The sequence below is a fragment of the Intestinimonas butyriciproducens genome (assembly GCF_004154955.1).
Taxonomy (GTDB): domain Bacteria; phylum Bacillota; class Clostridia; order Oscillospirales; family Oscillospiraceae; genus Intestinimonas; species Intestinimonas butyriciproducens.
On record NZ_CP011524.1, the window covers coordinates 287,803 to 303,565 of the forward strand.

General features: G+C 64.3%; 15 protein-coding genes. 12 read left to right on the top strand and 3 right to left on the bottom strand.

The window, feature by feature from the left end; all coding sequences use genetic code 11:
* Positions 1-45 precede the first annotated feature (45 nt).
* Together SRB521_RS01360 and ftsH are read left to right on the top strand one after the other, a co-directional pair.
* The gene (locus tag SRB521_RS01360; RefSeq protein WP_058116916.1) at positions 46-1,110 is read left to right on the top strand and encodes a sensor histidine kinase; all 1,065 of its coding nucleotides are present in this window, start codon (positions 46-48) and stop codon (positions 1,108-1,110) included.
* A 225-nt stretch (positions 1,111-1,335) separates the two neighbouring features.
* Positions 1,336-3,204 carry an ATP-dependent zinc metalloprotease FtsH gene (gene ftsH, locus SRB521_RS01365; protein ID WP_116721519.1) on the top strand — a complete coding sequence of 623 codons (1,869 nt, stop codon included), beginning with the start codon at positions 1,336-1,338 and terminating at the stop codon, positions 3,202-3,204.
* 87 nt (positions 3,205-3,291) lie between these two features.
* Here ftsH and SRB521_RS01370 read toward each other — a convergent pair whose 3' ends face one another.
* Both SRB521_RS01370 and serC read right to left on the bottom strand, forming a co-directional pair.
* Positions 3,292-4,461, bottom strand: coding sequence for a phosphoglycerate dehydrogenase (locus SRB521_RS01370; RefSeq protein WP_075705119.1), 1,170 nt, complete (start codon positions 4,459-4,461; stop codon positions 3,292-3,294).
* A 20-nt stretch (positions 4,462-4,481) separates the two neighbouring features.
* Positions 4,482-5,567 carry a 3-phosphoserine/phosphohydroxythreonine transaminase gene (gene serC, locus SRB521_RS01375; RefSeq protein ID WP_075705120.1) on the bottom strand — a complete coding sequence of 362 codons (1,086 nt, stop codon included), beginning with the start codon at positions 5,565-5,567 and terminating at the stop codon, positions 4,482-4,484.
* 363 nt (positions 5,568-5,930) lie between these two features.
* Here serC and SRB521_RS01380 point away from each other — a divergent pair, with 363 nt between their 5' ends.
* From SRB521_RS01380 to SRB521_RS01425, 10 genes are all read left to right on the top strand, one after another.
* The gene (locus SRB521_RS01380; RefSeq protein WP_075705121.1) at positions 5,931-6,269 is read left to right on the top strand and encodes a DRTGG domain-containing protein; all 339 of its coding nucleotides are present in this window, start codon (positions 5,931-5,933) and stop codon (positions 6,267-6,269) included.
* A gap of 4 nt (positions 6,270-6,273) precedes the next feature.
* Complete coding sequence (locus SRB521_RS01385) at positions 6,274-6,702, top strand: ATP-binding protein (RefSeq protein WP_033117019.1); 429 nt, start codon at positions 6,274-6,276, stop codon at positions 6,700-6,702.
* Positions 6,703-6,762: 60 nt separating this feature from the next.
* Entirely contained in the window at positions 6,763-8,118 is a 1,356-nt protein-coding gene (locus SRB521_RS01390; protein ID WP_075705122.1) for a [Fe-Fe] hydrogenase large subunit C-terminal domain-containing protein, read from the top strand.
* Positions 8,115-8,444, top strand: coding sequence for a DRTGG domain-containing protein (locus SRB521_RS01395; protein WP_033117018.1), 330 nt, complete (start codon positions 8,115-8,117; stop codon positions 8,442-8,444). Before SRB521_RS01390 ends, SRB521_RS01395 begins: the two co-directional genes overlap by 4 nt.
* A gap of 14 nt (positions 8,445-8,458) precedes the next feature.
* Positions 8,459-9,202, top strand: a complete 744-nt coding sequence (locus SRB521_RS01400) for a PHP domain-containing protein (protein ID WP_242943978.1) — start codon at positions 8,459-8,461, stop codon at positions 9,200-9,202.
* Positions 9,203-9,650: 448 nt separating this feature from the next.
* The gene (nuoE, locus tag SRB521_RS01405) at positions 9,651-10,145 is read left to right on the top strand and encodes an NADH-quinone oxidoreductase subunit NuoE (RefSeq protein WP_033117017.1); all 495 of its coding nucleotides are present in this window, start codon (positions 9,651-9,653) and stop codon (positions 10,143-10,145) included.
* A gap of 182 nt (positions 10,146-10,327) precedes the next feature.
* Complete coding sequence (locus SRB521_RS01410) at positions 10,328-10,918, top strand: ATP-binding protein (protein ID WP_058116921.1); 591 nt, start codon at positions 10,328-10,330, stop codon at positions 10,916-10,918.
* Positions 10,915-11,283 carry a (2Fe-2S) ferredoxin domain-containing protein gene (locus SRB521_RS01415; RefSeq protein ID WP_058116922.1) on the top strand — a complete coding sequence of 123 codons (369 nt, stop codon included), beginning with the start codon at positions 10,915-10,917 and terminating at the stop codon, positions 11,281-11,283. Before SRB521_RS01410 ends, SRB521_RS01415 begins: the two co-directional genes overlap by 4 nt.
* A gap of 15 nt (positions 11,284-11,298) precedes the next feature.
* Entirely contained in the window at positions 11,299-13,098 is a 1,800-nt protein-coding gene (locus SRB521_RS01420; protein WP_075705124.1) for an NADH-quinone oxidoreductase subunit NuoF, read from the top strand.
* Between the two features lie 15 nt (positions 13,099-13,113).
* Positions 13,114-14,880: an NADH-dependent [FeFe] hydrogenase, group A6 gene (locus SRB521_RS01425; protein WP_033117014.1), complete on the top strand. Its 1,767-nt coding sequence runs from the start codon at positions 13,114-13,116 to the stop codon at positions 14,878-14,880.
* Between the two features lie 111 nt (positions 14,881-14,991).
* Here the strand turns inward: SRB521_RS01425 and SRB521_RS01430 are convergent, their stop codons facing one another.
* Positions 14,992-15,756 (bottom strand): hypothetical protein, encoded by a 765-nt coding sequence (locus tag SRB521_RS01430; RefSeq protein ID WP_075705126.1) that lies wholly within the window; start codon positions 15,754-15,756, stop codon positions 14,992-14,994.
* Positions 15,757-15,763: the final 7 nt, after the last annotated feature.

Here is a 15,763-nt window from a genome sequence, read left to right on the forward strand (position 1 = left end):
CATGCTAGTAGCGAAGACCATTGAGGAGGCATTTTTTTGTCAACCATGGAATTGGACCCGGCACAGCTTTTCGACGGCTTTCCGGAGCCGGTGCTGCTGCTGGAGGAGGGGACGGTACGGTATCGGAACCCGGCGGCGGGGAGGGTGTTCCCGGGCCTGCGGGAGGGGGACCGCGCGCCGGAAGAGCTCGCGGTTCCGGCAGATGCAGAATTCCCCATCGTGTGCACCGGGCGCGTGGGCGCAAGGAGCTTCCGCATGAGCGTCCAGGGCGTGGGGCGGGAGGGGCTCCTGGCCGTGCTGCGCCCGGAGCATGAGGCGGCCGCCGGACCGGGGCTGGAAAAGCTGGCCCTGCGGCTGCGGCAGGAGACGGCCGGTCTGGCGGCCTCCCTCCAGCGGCTGGAACCCGCCGGCGGAGAGAGCGACCAGAAGAAACGGGAAAAATATCTGGCGGCTGCCAATCAGGGACTTTACCGCCTGCTGCGGCTGGCCGACCACCTGGAGTTCGCCGACGCCCGGGACCAGGACCTCTATCGGCCCGCTCCGCTGGACATGGCGGGGTTCTGCCGGGAGCTGTTCCGGGAGGTGGAGAGCGTGTGCGCTATGTCGGGGTACCGTTTTTCCTATGAGACGGAGCTCGTCACCCTCCTCACCGTGGGGGACGAGGCCCTGCTGCGGCGGCTGGTGCTCAGCCTGGTCTCCAACGCCATGAAGGCGGCGGGGGCCGGGGGCGCGCTGGGGGCGCGGCTGGCCAAGCGCAGGGGCCGGGCGGTGCTCACGGTATGGGACCGGGGGAAGGGGTTGGAGGCGGAAGATCTGGCCCGGCTGTTCGGCGGGGAGGCGCGCGGCGTCTCCATGGACCCTGGAGAGGGCCTGGGCCTGGGGCTGGAGGCGGTGCGGCGCATCGCGCGGCTCCACGGGGGCTTCCTCATGATGGAGGGGCGGCCCGAGGAGGGCCTGCGAGCGGTGGTGTCCCTGCCCGTGCAGCCTCCGGAGGCGGGGGTTGGACTGCGCTCCCCGGCGGGGGAGTACGCCGGGGGCTTCTCCCCGGTGCTGGTGGAGCTCTCCGACGTGCTGTCCGCCCGGGTGTTCGCCCCGGAGGACGTGAATTGAAACACCGCCCGCCCGGCCCAGGCCGGACGGGCGGTTTCTGTATGGAAGGGGGCCTCTCCGGCGGTCTGCGGGCCGCGCGGCGTGCGCGGGTCGGTTTTGGGGGACAAATGAGAGCAGCCGTCCCAAGTTTGCAAAAAATTTAAAACTTATCCATATTTCGTACAAGAAATAAAAAGATAATAGAGGTCGAAACAGAACAAAAGACCGCGGAAAGGAAGAGTTACCATGGTAACCCATACGGAAGACCCGCAGAAGCCCAGCAAAAAACCACTGATCTACTACTATATCCTGGCGATGATCGTCCTGCTGCTGCTCAACGCGCTGCTGTTTCCCTCCCTCCTCCAGAAGCAGGTGGTGGAGGTGCCCTATAACCAGTTCCTGGACATGGTGGACGAAGGCAAGGTGAAGGAGGTGGCCCTGGACGACGCCGACGGCCAGCTTGTGTTCGTCGCCGAAGGGGAAAACGGCAGGGAAGGCTACTACAAGACCGGCATCTGGCCGGACGACGGCCAGCGACTCCTCCAGCAGCTCCGGGAGTCCGAGCCGGCGATCCAGTTTGAGGCCGAGATCCCCACACAGGCCAGCCCCATCATGACCTTCCTGGTGAGCTGGGTGCTGCCCATCGTGTTCTTTATTTTCATCGGGGAGCTGCTCTCCCGCCAGATGATGAAGCGGATGGGCGGCGGCCTGCCCGGCAACGCCATGACCTTCGGCAAATCGGGGGCCAAGATCTACGCCGAAACCGAGACCGGGGTCACATTCGCCGATGTGGCCGGCGAGGAGGAGGCCAAGGAGGCCCTTACCGAGATCGTGGACTTCCTCCACAACCCGGAAAAATACGCCCAGATCGGGGCCAAGCTGCCCAAGGGTGCGCTGCTGGTGGGACCTCCGGGCACCGGCAAGACCCTGCTGGCCAAGGCTGTGGCCGGCGAGGCCAAGGTGCCCTTCTTCTCCATCTCCGGTTCGGAGTTCGTGGAGATGTTCGTGGGCATGGGTGCGGCTAAGGTCCGGGACCTCTTCAAACAGGCCCAGGAGAAGGCCCCCTGCATCGTCTTTATCGACGAGATCGACACCATCGGCAAAAAGCGGGACGGCTCCGGCATGGGCGGCAATGACGAGCGGGAGCAGACCCTGAACCAGCTCCTCACCGAGATGGACGGCTTTGACGGCCGGAAGGGCGTGGTCATCCTGGCGGCTACCAACCGGCCCGACACCCTGGACCCCGCCCTGCTGCGCCCCGGGCGCTTTGACCGCCGGGTGCCGGTGGAGCTGCCCGACCTCCAGGGCCGGGCGGCCATCCTGAAGGTCCACGCCAAGGACGTGCGTATGGCCGAGGACGTGGACTTCCTGGCCATTGCCCGGGCCACCTCGGGCGCCTCCGGGGCGGAGCTTGCCAACATCATCAACGAGGGAGCCCTCCGGGCGGTGCGTATGGGCCGGGGCCTGGTGACACAGGAGGACCTGGAGGAGAGCGTGGAGACCGTCATCGCCGGAGCCCAGAGGAAGAGCGCCGTCATCTCCCCCGAGGAGAAGCGCATCGTGGCCTACCACGAGACCGGCCATGCCCTGGTGGCCGCCCTCCAGAGCCACTCCGCCCCCGTGACCAAGATCACCATCGTGCCCCGGACCTCCGGCGCCCTGGGCTACACCATGCAGGTGGATCAGGGGGAGCGCAACCTCATGAGCCGCACCGAGCTGCTGAACAAGATCGCCACCCTCACCGGCGGCCGGGCGGCCGAAGAGCTGATCTTCGGCGCGGATAATATGACCACCGGCGCCTCCAACGACATCGAGCAGGCCACCAAGCTGGCCCGGTCCATGATCACCCGGTACGGCATGACCGAAGAGTTTGATATGGTGGCGCTGGAGGCGGTGCAGAACCGCTATCTGGGCGGGGACACCGCCCTGGCCTGCTCCGCCGAGATCGCCGCCCGCATCGACGCCAAGGTGGTGGAGACCGTCCGCAGCGCCCACCAGAAGGCCGCGGACATTCTGAAGGCCAACGAGTCCAAGCTCCATGCGCTGGCCAAGTACCTGCTGGAGCGGGAGACCATCACCGGCGAAGAGTTTATGCAGGTTCTGGAGCGGAGCTGAATCCGCGGTATAGAGAGCAGAAAGCTGCCCGCGCGCCCTCAATGGGGCGCGCGGGCAGCTTTGTTCTCAGAAAAAGGGAAAGACGGCTCAGTGCCGGAGGACGCGGACCCGCAGCACGCCGGAGATGGCGCGGATTTCGTCGGCCACCGCGTCGCCCACCCGGGCGCTTACGTCCACGATGGTGTAGGCATAATTGCCCTTGGATTTGTTGGTCATGTTCTCCACGTTCACGTTCTCTCTGGAGAGGGCGGCGGTGATGGAGGCCAGCATGTTGGGGACGTTCCGGTGGATGATGCACAGCCGGGTCTCGCCGGACCAGTCCTGCTCCAGGGTAGGCAGGTTGACGGAGTTGCGGATGTTGCCGGTCTCCAGATAGTCCCGGAGCTGCTGGGCCGCCATCAGGGCGCAGTTCTCCTCACTCTCGGGGCTGGAGGCACCCAGATGGGGGATGGGGACCACGTTCTTCACCAGCGTGAGGGCGTTGTCGGGGAAGTCGGTGACATACCGGGCCACCTTGCCGCTCTCCAGGGCGGCGATCATGTCCTCGCCCGCCACCAGGCCGCCCCGGGCCAGGTTGATAACGCGCACGCCGGTCTTCATCTGGTCGAAGGCGGCGGCGTTGAGCATCCCCTTGGTGTCGGCCGTCTGGGGCACGTGGATGGTGATGTAATCGCAGTTTTTATAGATGGCGGTCAGATCGGTGACATGGTGGACCAGACGGGAGAGGGACAGGGCGGCGTCCACGGAGAGGAAGGGGTCGTAGCCGTAGACGGTCATCCCCAGCTTGGTGGCGATGTTGGCCACCTGCACCCCGATGGCGCCCAGGCCGATGACCCCCAGATTCTTGCCGGAGATTTCGGGGCCCACGAACTGGCTCTTACCCTTTTCCACCACCTTGGCCACGTCCTCGCCGGCCCGGGCCTGGGCCTTCACCCATTCCACGCCCCCCACCACGTCCCGGGAGGCCAGCATCAGGGCGCACACCGCCAGCTCCTTGACCGCGTTGGCGTTGGCGCCGGGGGTGTTGAAGACCACGATGCCGCTTTCAGAGCAGCGGTCCACGGGGATGTTGTTGGTGCCCGCCCCGGCCCGGGCAATGGCCCGGAGGGCGGGGGGAAAGACGTATTCCTGCATGTCGGCGGAGCGGACCAGAACGCCGTCCTCGTTCTCCACGCCGTCGGAGACGGTGAAGCGGGAGGCGTCCAGCACAGAGAGGCCGGTGGGGCTGATTTGATTCAAAGTTTTGATACGGAACATCCTTGTACCCTCCCTGATCTTCAGTTGTTTTTGTCAAACGCGCGGATGAAGTCGCAGAGCTTCTCCACGCCCTCCACGGGCATGGCGTTGTAGATGGAGGCGCGCATGCCGCCCACGCTGCGGTGGCCCTTCAGATTGGTAAAGCCCGCGTCCACCGACTCCTTGACGAATTTGGCGTCCAGCTCCTCGCTGGCGGTGCGGAACACCACGTTCATATCCGAGCGGGAGTCCTTCTCCACCGCGCAGGTGAAGAGGCGGGAGGCGTCGATGGTGTCATAGAGCATCCGGGCCTTGCCGTGCTTGATGGCCTCCATGCCCTCGACGCCGCCCTTTTCCTCCAGCCAGTCCAGCACCAGGCCCAGCATATAGATGCACCAGCAGGGGGGCGTATTGTACATGGAATCCTTGTCGATCATGGTCTTGTAGCTGAGCATCAGCGGGGTATAGGGGAGCTCGCGGCCCGCCAGCTCTTTTTTGACGATGACCACGGTGAGGCCCGCGGGGGCCATGTTCTTCTGGGCGCCGGCGAAGATGACGCCGTACTTGCTCACATCCACCGGACGGGAGAGGATGTCGGAGGACATGTCGCACACGATGGGCACGCGCCCGGTGTCGGGCACGTACTGCCACTCGGTGCCGTAGATGGTATTGTTGGCGCAGTAATAGAAATAAGACGCTTCGGGGTCCAGCTCGAGCTGATCCTGGGCGGGGATGTACGTGTGGTTCCTGTCCTCCGAGGAGGCCGCCAGGTGGATGGCGCCGTATTTCTTCGCCTCTTTATAGGCGATGCTGGAGAAATTGCCGGTCACGGCGTAGTCCGCCTTGCCGGCGGCGCCGATGAGGTTCATGGGCGCGGCGGCGAACTGGGTGGACGCGCCGCCCTGGAGGAAGAGGATATGATACCCGTCCGGGACGTGGAACAGGCGGCGGAACTTGGCTTGGGTGTCGTCGAAGATCTTCTGGAACACTTTAGATCGGTGACTCATCTCCATGACTGACATGCCAGAGCCCTCGTAGTTGGTGATCTCTGAGCCCGCACGCTCCAGGACTTCCAGCGGGAGCATGGAGGGACCGGCGGAAAAGTTGTACACGCGCTCTTTACCCATGGTTGATAAGCCTCCTTAACAATTTGGAGGGGCCAATTTGCCCGATTTTGGGGGAAACTGGCGCCTCTTTGTACCAGTTCCGCGATAATTTTGATCGCTTTACTGAGTTAAAGTTTATTATATACATACCGAGGACAGGTGTCAATGAGAGGGAGACACAAAAAATAAAAGCGGGGGACGGGCGTTCTTTGTATAGTATACCGTCCCGGGGCGGAGCGGGGAGAGGAGGAGCGCTCCTCCCCGGCGCCCGTCCGGAGAGGAGAAAAAAGTCTTTCCCAACCGGCGGCGCTTGTGATAAAATAACAGACGAAGTAAAGCGCCCTCCGCCGGGGACTGGGGCGGGCGCCGAAAGGGGAAACGTCTATGTATCTGTACGAGATCAAGGAGGCGTTGAACGCGCGGGTCCTCTCGGGGAAGGAGCATCTGGACCGGGAGGTGAAATCCGCCTGCGCCAGCGATTTTATGAGCGATGTGCTGGCTTATGTCAAGGACCAGAGCCTGCTCATCACCGGTATGGTCAACCCCCAGGTGGTGCGCACGGCGGAGATGATGGATATGAAGTGCATCATCTTCGTCCGGGGCAAGGTGCCCGGAGAGGACATCCTGGAGCTGGCCCGGGAGCGGGACATCGTGGTCATGAGCTCCGCCATCCGTATGTTCATCGCCTGCGGCCTGCTCTACAGCAGGGGACTGGAAGGCTGAGGGCATGGGGGACCTGAAGCTGACCTATCAGGTGGACGGCGGCGATCTGGTCCAGGCCGGAGAGGCCTCCAGCCAGATGAAGATGACCCTGAAGAAGCTGGGGCTGCCGCCGGAGATCATCCGCAAGGCCTCGGTGTGCATGTACGAGGGCGAGATCAATATGGTCATCCACGCCGACGGGGGCCGGGTGGAAGTGGAGGTGGGCATGGACGCCATCACCATCCGCCTCATCGACCAGGGCCCCGGCATTCCCGATGTGGACCGGGCGATGGAGGAGGGCTACTCTACCGCTGGGGACGTGGCCCGGGACCTGGGGTTCGGGGCCGGAATGGGCCTGCCCAACATGAAGCGGTACTCCGACGAAATGCGCATCGACACCACGGTGGGGGTGGGCACCACGGTGACCATGCGGATCGATATCAACAACGGCTGACGGCGGGACGGCCGTGCCCACAGGGCGCCCGTTTCGATTTCAACCAGGGGGTGAGGATTTATGATGAAGCACTCGGTCATCCTGGAGTATAAGCGCTGTCGGGGCTGTACCACCTGCATCAAAAACTGCCCGACTGAGGCCGTGCGGGTCCGCAGCGGCAAGGCCACCATCCTCAATGAGCGGTGCATCGACTGCGGCAAGTGCATCCAGGTGTGTCCGCACAAGGCGGTCAAATCCGTCAGCGACAGCTTGGACAAGCTGGAGCAGTACAAATACCGGGTGGCTCTTCCCGACCCGGTCCTCTACGGGCAGTTCCAGCATCTGGACGACATCGACATTGTGCTCAGCGGTCTGCTGGAGATCGGCTTCCAGAAGGTCTTTGAGACCGCCAAGGCGGCGGAGATCCTCTCCGACTATGCCAGGCACGCCATCAGCAGCGGAGAGACCCGGGTCATGCCCCAGATCTCTTCCGCCTGCCCCACCATCATGCGGCTCATCCGCATGCGCTTTCCCAAGCTGATCCCCAACATCGCCGCCACGGTGACGCCGGTGGAGCTGGCCGCCATCCTGGCCCGCCGGGAGGCGGAGGCTGAGACCGGCCTGCCGCCGGAGGAGATCGGCGTTTTTTCCATCGTGCCCTGCTCCTCCCAGGTGACGGCGGCCCACAGTCCCGAGGGGCTCCAGAAGCCGGTGCTGGACGGCGCCTTCGCCATTCGGGACATCTACCTGCGCCTGCTGGGCCCCATGAAGGACCTCCAGAAGGTGAAGCCCCTCTCTTCGGCGGGCATCATGGGGGTGGGCTGGGCCTTCTGCGGGGGAGAGTCCGCCGCCCGGCTGGGCGAGCGGTACCTGGCCGTGGACGGCATTGAAAATTGTATCCGCATGCTGGAGGAGATCGAGGACGGCCGCCTGCCGGAGGCGGATTTCATCGAGCTGTGCGCCTGCACCCAGGGCTGTGTGGGGGGGTGCCTCACGGTGGAGAACCCCTACGGGGCCCGGATGCGGATCAAGCGGCTGATGAAGGGCCTGCCTGTCTCCCGCAGCCGGTATGATTTCCGGGGCGGGGACCGGGACCTGGTGAAGATCGACCAGGAGCTCCAATATGTGCCGGCCTTCCGGCTGGATCAGGACCGATCGGTGGCCCTGGAAAAGCTCCTCAAGATCGACGAGCTAGAGCGGAGTCTGCCGGGCCTGGACTGCGGCTCCTGCGGCGCCCCCTCCTGTCACGCCCTGGCCGAGGACGTGGTGCTGGGGAGGGCCAGCATGGAGGACTGCATCTTCAAGGTCCGGGAGCGCATGCAGTACATGGCGGGCAGCGGCGATGCCGACGAATATCTGCCCGCCCCCTTCCGGCAGCGGCGCTCCGCCACCCGCCGCGCCGCGGAGAAAGAATCAGAGGGAGGTTCCGAGATTTGAATGTAAGAGAGCTGGCCCATGTGATGGCCTTGACAGAATTTATCATGCCCGAGCCCGACCGGGAGGTGAACGGGGGTTATGTGGGAGACCTTCTGTCCTGGGTGATGGGCAGGGCCCAGGCGGGCAACGCCTGGCTCACCATCATGTCCAATCAGAACGTGGCCGCTGTGGCGCTGATGGCCGAGGTGGCCTGCGTGGTGCTCACCGAGGGCGTAGTCCCGGACGAGACCCTGCGCCAGCGGGCCGAGCAGCAGAATATCAACATCCTGGGCACTAAGCTGTCCACGTTCGATGCGGCGTCGGTGCTCAAGCAGCTCCTGCGGTAGCGCGAGGCGGCGGCGTGTCTGAAAAGGAAGGTGCCAGAGGTATCAAATTACATTTCGATTTTCACTTTCACTCCTGCCTCTCCCCCTGTGGGGACGAGGCTATGACGCCTGCCACCATCGCCGGCATGTGCAAGCTCTCCGGGCTGGACGCCGCGGCCCTCACCGACCACAATACCTGCGGCAATTGCGCCGCCTTTTGCCAAGCCGCCGAGGCTTACGGGCTGCTGGCCCTGCCGGGCATGGAGCTGTGCACGCGGGAGGAGGTCCATATAGTGTGTGTATTCCCGGACCTGGAGCGGGCCGGCGCCTTCCAGGAGGAGGTGTACCGCAGCCTGGGGGAGGCCCGCAACGACCCGGCTATTTTCGGCCGTCAGCTCTATCTGGACACCGACGACCGTGTGCTGGGCGAGGAGTCCCGGCTGCTGGCGGGGGCGACCGCCATCGGCGTCTACGAGGTGCCCGCCCTGGTGGAGCGGTACGGCGGGGCGGCCTGGCCCGCCCATATCGACCGGCCGTCCTTCTCGCTCCTGTCCAATCTGGGCCTGTGGGACCCGGGACTGGGCTTTTCCCTGGCCGAGGTGTCCCGGAACTGCCCCCCTGACTTTATGCCGGGCAGGCGGGACCTGCGGGGCGTGCCTACCATCACGGGCTGTGACGCCCACTATCTGGAGCAGATCTCAGATACCGGCCAGTTTATGGAGGTCCCCGCCCGGTCCCGGGAGGCGGTGCTGGCCTGGCTGCGCCGGGGCGGCGCGTGAAAGAGCCGGCAGCGCAGCCCGAAAGGCCCGGCCCCGCTTGACGGTCCCCGTCCGGAACAGGGAAAGTCACGGTAAACGGATGCACTCAGAGATGGGTGCATCTTTTTTTGCCGGTGACACGGGAAACGGAGCGTATTTTAACTGGAATATTTTGAAGGAGAGCGGTGCTGCCTCAGGGGCAAAGACCAGTCGGCAGAGGGGCCCGGCGGCCCGGCCGGCCGGAGAAAGACAAAATAAAATTTGTCCGGAGTTCAATTTACCTAAAAAAAGAGTTGAGCCTTGGAGGATTCTGCATTACAATATAAAAGATTGAATCAACCGACATGTGGTGGGTTCATGGGAAAACGCCGGCCAGAACGGGCACACGAGGGACCGGAAACGGGGCGCGATTTGGGATGGGAGCCCCGGAAGGGCCGGCCGGTATCGGGACAAAAGGAGGAACGCGAATATGCCAAATGTGAAAACCGTAGTCCCCTACGCTGGGACGGAGGAGCAGGAGGAGCGCCTGCGGGAGGTCATCCGGACGCACAAGGGACAGCCCGGCGCTACCATGCCGGTGCTTCAGGCGGCGCAGGAGATTTTCGGCTACCTGCCCGAGGAGGTCCAGATCATGGTGGCGGAAGGGTTGGACATCCCCCTCACCGAGGTCTACGGGGTGGCCTCGTTTTACGCCCAGTTTACGCTCAACCCCAAGGGGAAGTATCAGATCAGTCTGTGCCTGGGCACGGCCTGCTACGTAAAGGGCGCCTCCGATATTTTGGAAGCGGTCCAGCAGCGCCTAGGTATCAAGCCCGGCTCCATCACGCCGGACGGAAAGTTCTCTCTGGACGCCTGCCGCTGTATCGGCGCCTGCGGCCTGGCCCCTGTTATGATGATCAACAACGATGTGTACGGCCGCCTTACGGTGGATCAGGTGGGGAGTATTCTGGATAAGTATGAATAAGAAGCGCGGAGGATAGACGCGCCGGGGAGATAAGACGGCATGGAGGCGAAAAAACAGGCCGGGCAAGGCCCGGCGGCATTTTTCGCGGAATGACGGCTTACCTTCCCGGCAACGCGTCCAATCCGCAGCGTGACAAACCGAAGCGCAAGGACGAGCCGGACCACAGGGGGAGGGGAAGAGATATGAAGGAGCTCTCGCTCCACATGCTGGATATCGCCCAAAATTCCATTGCCGCCGGCGCCGGACACATGGACCTGGCGGTGGAGGAAACGGGCGGGCGCATCATCCTCACCGCGGCGGACGACGGGCGCGGCATGCCGCCCGAGCTCCTGGCCACCGTCGCCGACCCATTCACCACCACCCGCACCACCCGAAAGGTGGGGCTGGGCCTGCCCCTTCTGCGTATGGCGGCCGAGATGACCGGTGGACATATGGACATAGAGAGCACCCTGGGCGTGGGGACCACCGTCACCGCCGTTTTCCACGCCGGGCACATCGACTGTCCGCCCCTGGGAGATGTGGCCGCCACCATATCCCTGCTGGCCCAGGGCCTGCCGGAGCATATGGATTTTACTTACATCCACAGGACCCGGCGGGGAGAGTTCCGCTTTGACACGGCGGAGATCCGCTCTATACTGGGGCCGGAGGTGCCTCTCTCGGAGCCGGAGGTGGCCCGGTGGGTGAAGGAATATGTGGAAGAAGGAGAAACGCGTGTGCGGTGTGCACACGGCGAGGAAAAGAGAACACAGGACATTGGGGGAGTGAAGTCATGAAAAGTTTGGAAGAACTCAGAGCCATCCGCGAAAGGATGCAGAAACAGATCGACCTGCGGGAAAACAGCGAGGATAATATCCGCGTCGTGGTAGGCATGGCCACCTGCGGCATCGCCGCCGGGGCGCGGCCCGTGCTGACCGCCTTCCTGGAGGAGGTGGCCAAACGGGAGCTCAAGAACGTCACCGTGACCCAGACCGGCTGCATCGGCGTGTGCCGCCTGGAGCCCATCGCCGAGGTATACGTGCCCGGCGAGGAGAAGGTCACCTATGTGAAGCTGACCCCGGAGATGGTGCCCCGCATCGTCTCCGAGCACCTGGTCAACCACAACCCCGTGGCCGAGTACACCATCGGCGCGGCGGAGTAAGGGGAGGAGTTACAGATGAATTTTGTCCGTTCCCATATCCTGGTCTGCACCGGCACCGGCTGCTCTTCCTCCAACAGTCCCAAGATCATTGAGGCCTTTGAGCGGGAGCTGAAGGCCCAGGGCATGGAGCAGGAGGCACGGGTGGTCAAGACCGGCTGTTTTGGACTGTGCGCCATGGGCCCGGTGGTCCTCGTCTATCCCGAGGGGGCTTTTTACACCCACGTGACCCCGGACGACGCGGCGGAGATCGTCTCCGAGCACATCGTCAAGGGCCGCATCGTCCAGCGGCTGCTGCACAAGGAGGGGGACACCGCCGAAAAGGTGACCAGTCTCTCCGACACCAAGTTCTATAAGAATCAGTTCCGCATCGCACTGCGCAACTGCGGCGTCATCAACCCCGAGAACATCGACGAGTACATCGGCACCGGCGGGTATGAGGCCCTGGGCCGCGCCCTCACCCAGCAGACCCCCCAGCAGGTCATCGACGCCATCCTGGCCTCCGGGCTCCGGGGCCGCGGCGGCGCGGGCTTCCCCACCGGGCGCAAGTGGCAGATGACCCACGACGCGGTGAGCCCCGACGGGGTGAAATTCGTCTGCTGCAACGCCGACGAGGGCGATCCGGGCGCGTTCATGGACCGCTCCGTGCTGGAGGGCGACCCCCACAGCGTCATCGAGGCCATGACCATCGCCGGCTACGCCATCGGCGCCCACCAGGGCTACATCTATGTCCGCGCCGAGTATCCCATCGCCGTCCACCGCCTTCAGGTGGCCATCGGGCAGGCCAAGGAGTACGGCCTGCTGGGGGAGAACATCTTTGACACCGGCTTCAGCTTCGACCTGGAGCTGCGCCTGGGCGCCGGCGCCTTCGTCTGCGGCGAGGAGACCGCCCTCATGACCAGCATCGAGGGCAAGCGGGGCGAGCCCCATCCCCGTCCGCCCTTCCCCGCCAACAAGGGCCTCTTTGAGCGCCCCACCCTCCTCAACAACGTGGAGACTTACGCCAATATCACTTGGATTCTCAACAATGGCCCGGACAAATTCGCCGCCATCGGCACCAAGGGATCCACCGGCACCAAGGTATTCGCCCTGGGCGGGAAGATCGCCAACACGGGCCTTGTGGAGATCCCCATGGGCACCCCCCTGCGCACCGTCATCGAGGACATCGGCGGCGGCTGTCCCAACGGGAAAAAGTTTAAGGCCGCCCAGACCGGCGGCCCCTCCGGCGGATGCATCCCCGCCTCCCTCATCGACACCCCCATGGATTACGACTCCCTGGGGGCCATCGGCTCCATGATGGGTTCCGGCGGGCTCATCGTCATGGATGAGGACAACTGCATGGTGGATATCGCCAAGTTTTTCCTGGAGTTCATCATCGACGAGTCCTGCGGCAAGTGTTCCCCCTGCCGCATCGGCACCAAGCGGCTCTACGACCTGCTGACCAAGATCACCGAGGGCAACGGCACTCTGGAGGACCTCACCACCATCGAGGAGCTGTGCGAGCACATCAAGCAGTCCGCCCTGTGCGGCCTGGGGCAGACGGCCCCCAACCCTGTGCTCAGCACCCTGCACCACTTCCGGGACGAGTACATCGCCCATGTGGTGGAGAAGCGCTGTCCCGCCGGAGTGTGCAAGAACCTCCTCCACTTTGTCATCGATCCGGGCAAGTGCAAGGGCTGCACCCTCTGCGCCAAGAACTGCCCGGCCAACGCCATCATGGGCGCGGTGAAGGCCCCCCACGTCATCGACCCCAATAAGTGCATCAAGTGCGGCGCGTGCATGGACAACTGCCGCTTTGGCGCCATTTCCAAGCATTAAGGAGGGGAGAAGAAGATGGAACAGAAAATGGTAACCCTGAAAATCAACGACATCCCGGTGACCGTCCCCGAGGGGACCACCGTCCTGGAGGCGGCCCGCAACGCCGGCATTAAGATCCCTTCCCTCTGCTTCCTCAAGGGGGTCAATGAGATCGGCGCCTGCCGCATTTGCGTGGTGGAGGTGAAGGGGGCCAAGAGCCTGGTGGCCTCCTGCGTCTATCCTGTGAGCGAGGGCATGGAGGTCCAGACCAACACCGAGCGGGTGCGCCACTCCCGTCAGCTCACCCTGGAGCTCATCCTGTCCAACCACCGCATGGACTGCCTCACCTGCGCCCGGAACGCCCACTGTGAACTGCGGGAGCTGGCCGCCGAGCTGGGCATCGACGCTGTGCGCTACGCCAACGACGAGCTGCTGCCCCGGATCGAGGATTCCGCCCCACACTTGGTCCGGGACAACTCCAAGTGCGTCCTGTGCCGCCGCTGCACCGCCGTGTGCCGCAAATATCAGGAGGTGGGGGTCATCGGCCCCAATGACCGGGGCTTTTCCACCCACATCGGCTGCGCCTTCGACCGGGACCTCTCCGAGGTGGACTGCGTCTCCTGCGGCCAGTGCATCGTGGCCTGCCCCACTGGCGCCCTCTCCGAGAAGGACGATACCGCGAAGGTCTGGGCCGCCCTCAACGACCCCGCCAAGCACGTGGTGGTAGGCCCCGCCCCCTCCGTCCGGGTGACCCTGGGCGAGTGCTTCAAAATGCCCATCGGAACCAACGTGGAGGGCAAGATGGTCTCCGCCCTCCGCCGCCTGGGCTTCGACAAGGTCTTTGACGTGGACAACGCCGCCGACTTCACCATTATGGAGGAGGGCACGGAGTTTCTGGCGCGCATGAAGGAGGGGGGCGTCCTGCCCATGATCACCTCCTGCTCCCCCGGCTGGATCCGCTACTGTGAGCAGCACTACCCTGACATGCTGCCCAATCTCTCCACCTGCAAGTCCCCCCAGCAGATGTTCGGCGCCCTGGTGAAGAGCTACTATGCCGAGAAGGCGGGCATCGACCCCAAGGATATCGTGGTGGTCTCCGTCATGCCTTGCACCGCCAAGAAATATGAGGTCCAGCGGGAGGAGCAACGCATGGCCAACGGCTGTATGCCTGTGGACATCTCCATCACCACCCGGGAGCTTGCCCGCATGATCCAGCGGGCGGGCATCCTCTTCGACCACCTGCCCGAGGGGCAGTTCGATCCCATGCTGGGCCTGAGCACCGGCGCCTCCGTGATTTTCGGCGCGTCCGGCGGCGTGATGGAGGCCGCCCTGCGTACTGTGGTGGAGGTGGTCACCGGCGGCGAGATGAAGCCCCTGGAGTTCCACGAGGTCCGCGGTATGGAGGGCATCAAGGAGGCGGTTTACGAGCTGCCCGGCAGGACCGTCCGGGTCTGCGCGGCCTCCGGCCTCCACAACGCCAAAACAGTACTGGACGGCGTGAAAAACGGCACCTTGCACTACGATTTCATCGAGTTCATGGCCTGCCCCGGCGGCTGCATCAACGGCGGCGGACAGCCCCTCCAGAGCGCGGAGGTCCGCTCCTTCACCGACATCAAGGCGCTGCGGGCCGCCGCCCTCTACCGGCAGGACGAGGCCATGCCCATCCGCAAGAGCCATGAGAACCCGGTGCTCCAGGCCGTCTATCAGGATTACCTGGGTGAGCCCGGCGGCCACAGAGCCCACGAGCTGCTCCATTGCACCTATGTGCCCCAGAAGCGCTACCGTACCGAGAACAAATTCTAAGAAGAACCCAGGCGGGAAAAGAAAGGGCCCTGCGCACCGCGGAAGCGGCGCGCAGGGCCTTTCGCTTGCGCTGAAGAAGGGAGGGGCCGTGGAAAAGCGGGAAGGGGACGATTACGGCCTTTGCTTGAGCGGGGCGGCAAGAATGGCCTCCCTCCGCGCCGGCAGACCGTCTCCCACCAGCGCGGAGAGAAGGGCCGCCGTGCCCAGCCGGTCGATGGCCGCGCCCAGGCGCTCCCTCTGAAAGGCGTTTTCCCGGAACCACAGCAGGGTCTTTTCCAGAAGGGGAAGGATCTCCTCCTGTTCCACCAGCCTGGGCAGCGGGTCGCCCACCCGGGTGTGCCGGCCCCAGGTGCCGCCCACGTAGATCTGGTAGCGCACGCCCTCGGGCGTGCGGCGGCCCTCTATGCCGAAGTCATTGAGGCTGGGCTTGATACAGCTGTTGGGGCAGCCGCCCACGGCGATTTTGAACTTGTGGGGCAGGGCCACCTTGTCCCAGCCCAGATAGTACCGCTGGTGGATTTCGCGGCCCAGGGCCTGGGTGTCGTAACTGCCGAATACGCAGGTGGTTCCCTTGCAGGCCGTCACGGGGCGGACCTTGGCGCCTGTGCCGCCGAAGCGCAGCCCCAGGGCCTCACCGAAGGCGATCGCCTGGTCGATCTGTTCATAGGGGATACCTACGATCTCCAGCGTCATACGGGTGGTGGGGGCCACTTTCCCGTTGCCGAACCGGGCGGCAAGCTCCGCCGCTGCGGCGAGTTCTTCAACGGTGAACACCCCACCGGCCGGGACGATCCGTCCGGAAAAGAGCTCCGTGCCGCGGTTGCGCAAAAAGCCAAGGGCCTTTACCCTGGCGATGTCTGTCTGTGTCAGTGCCATATCACTC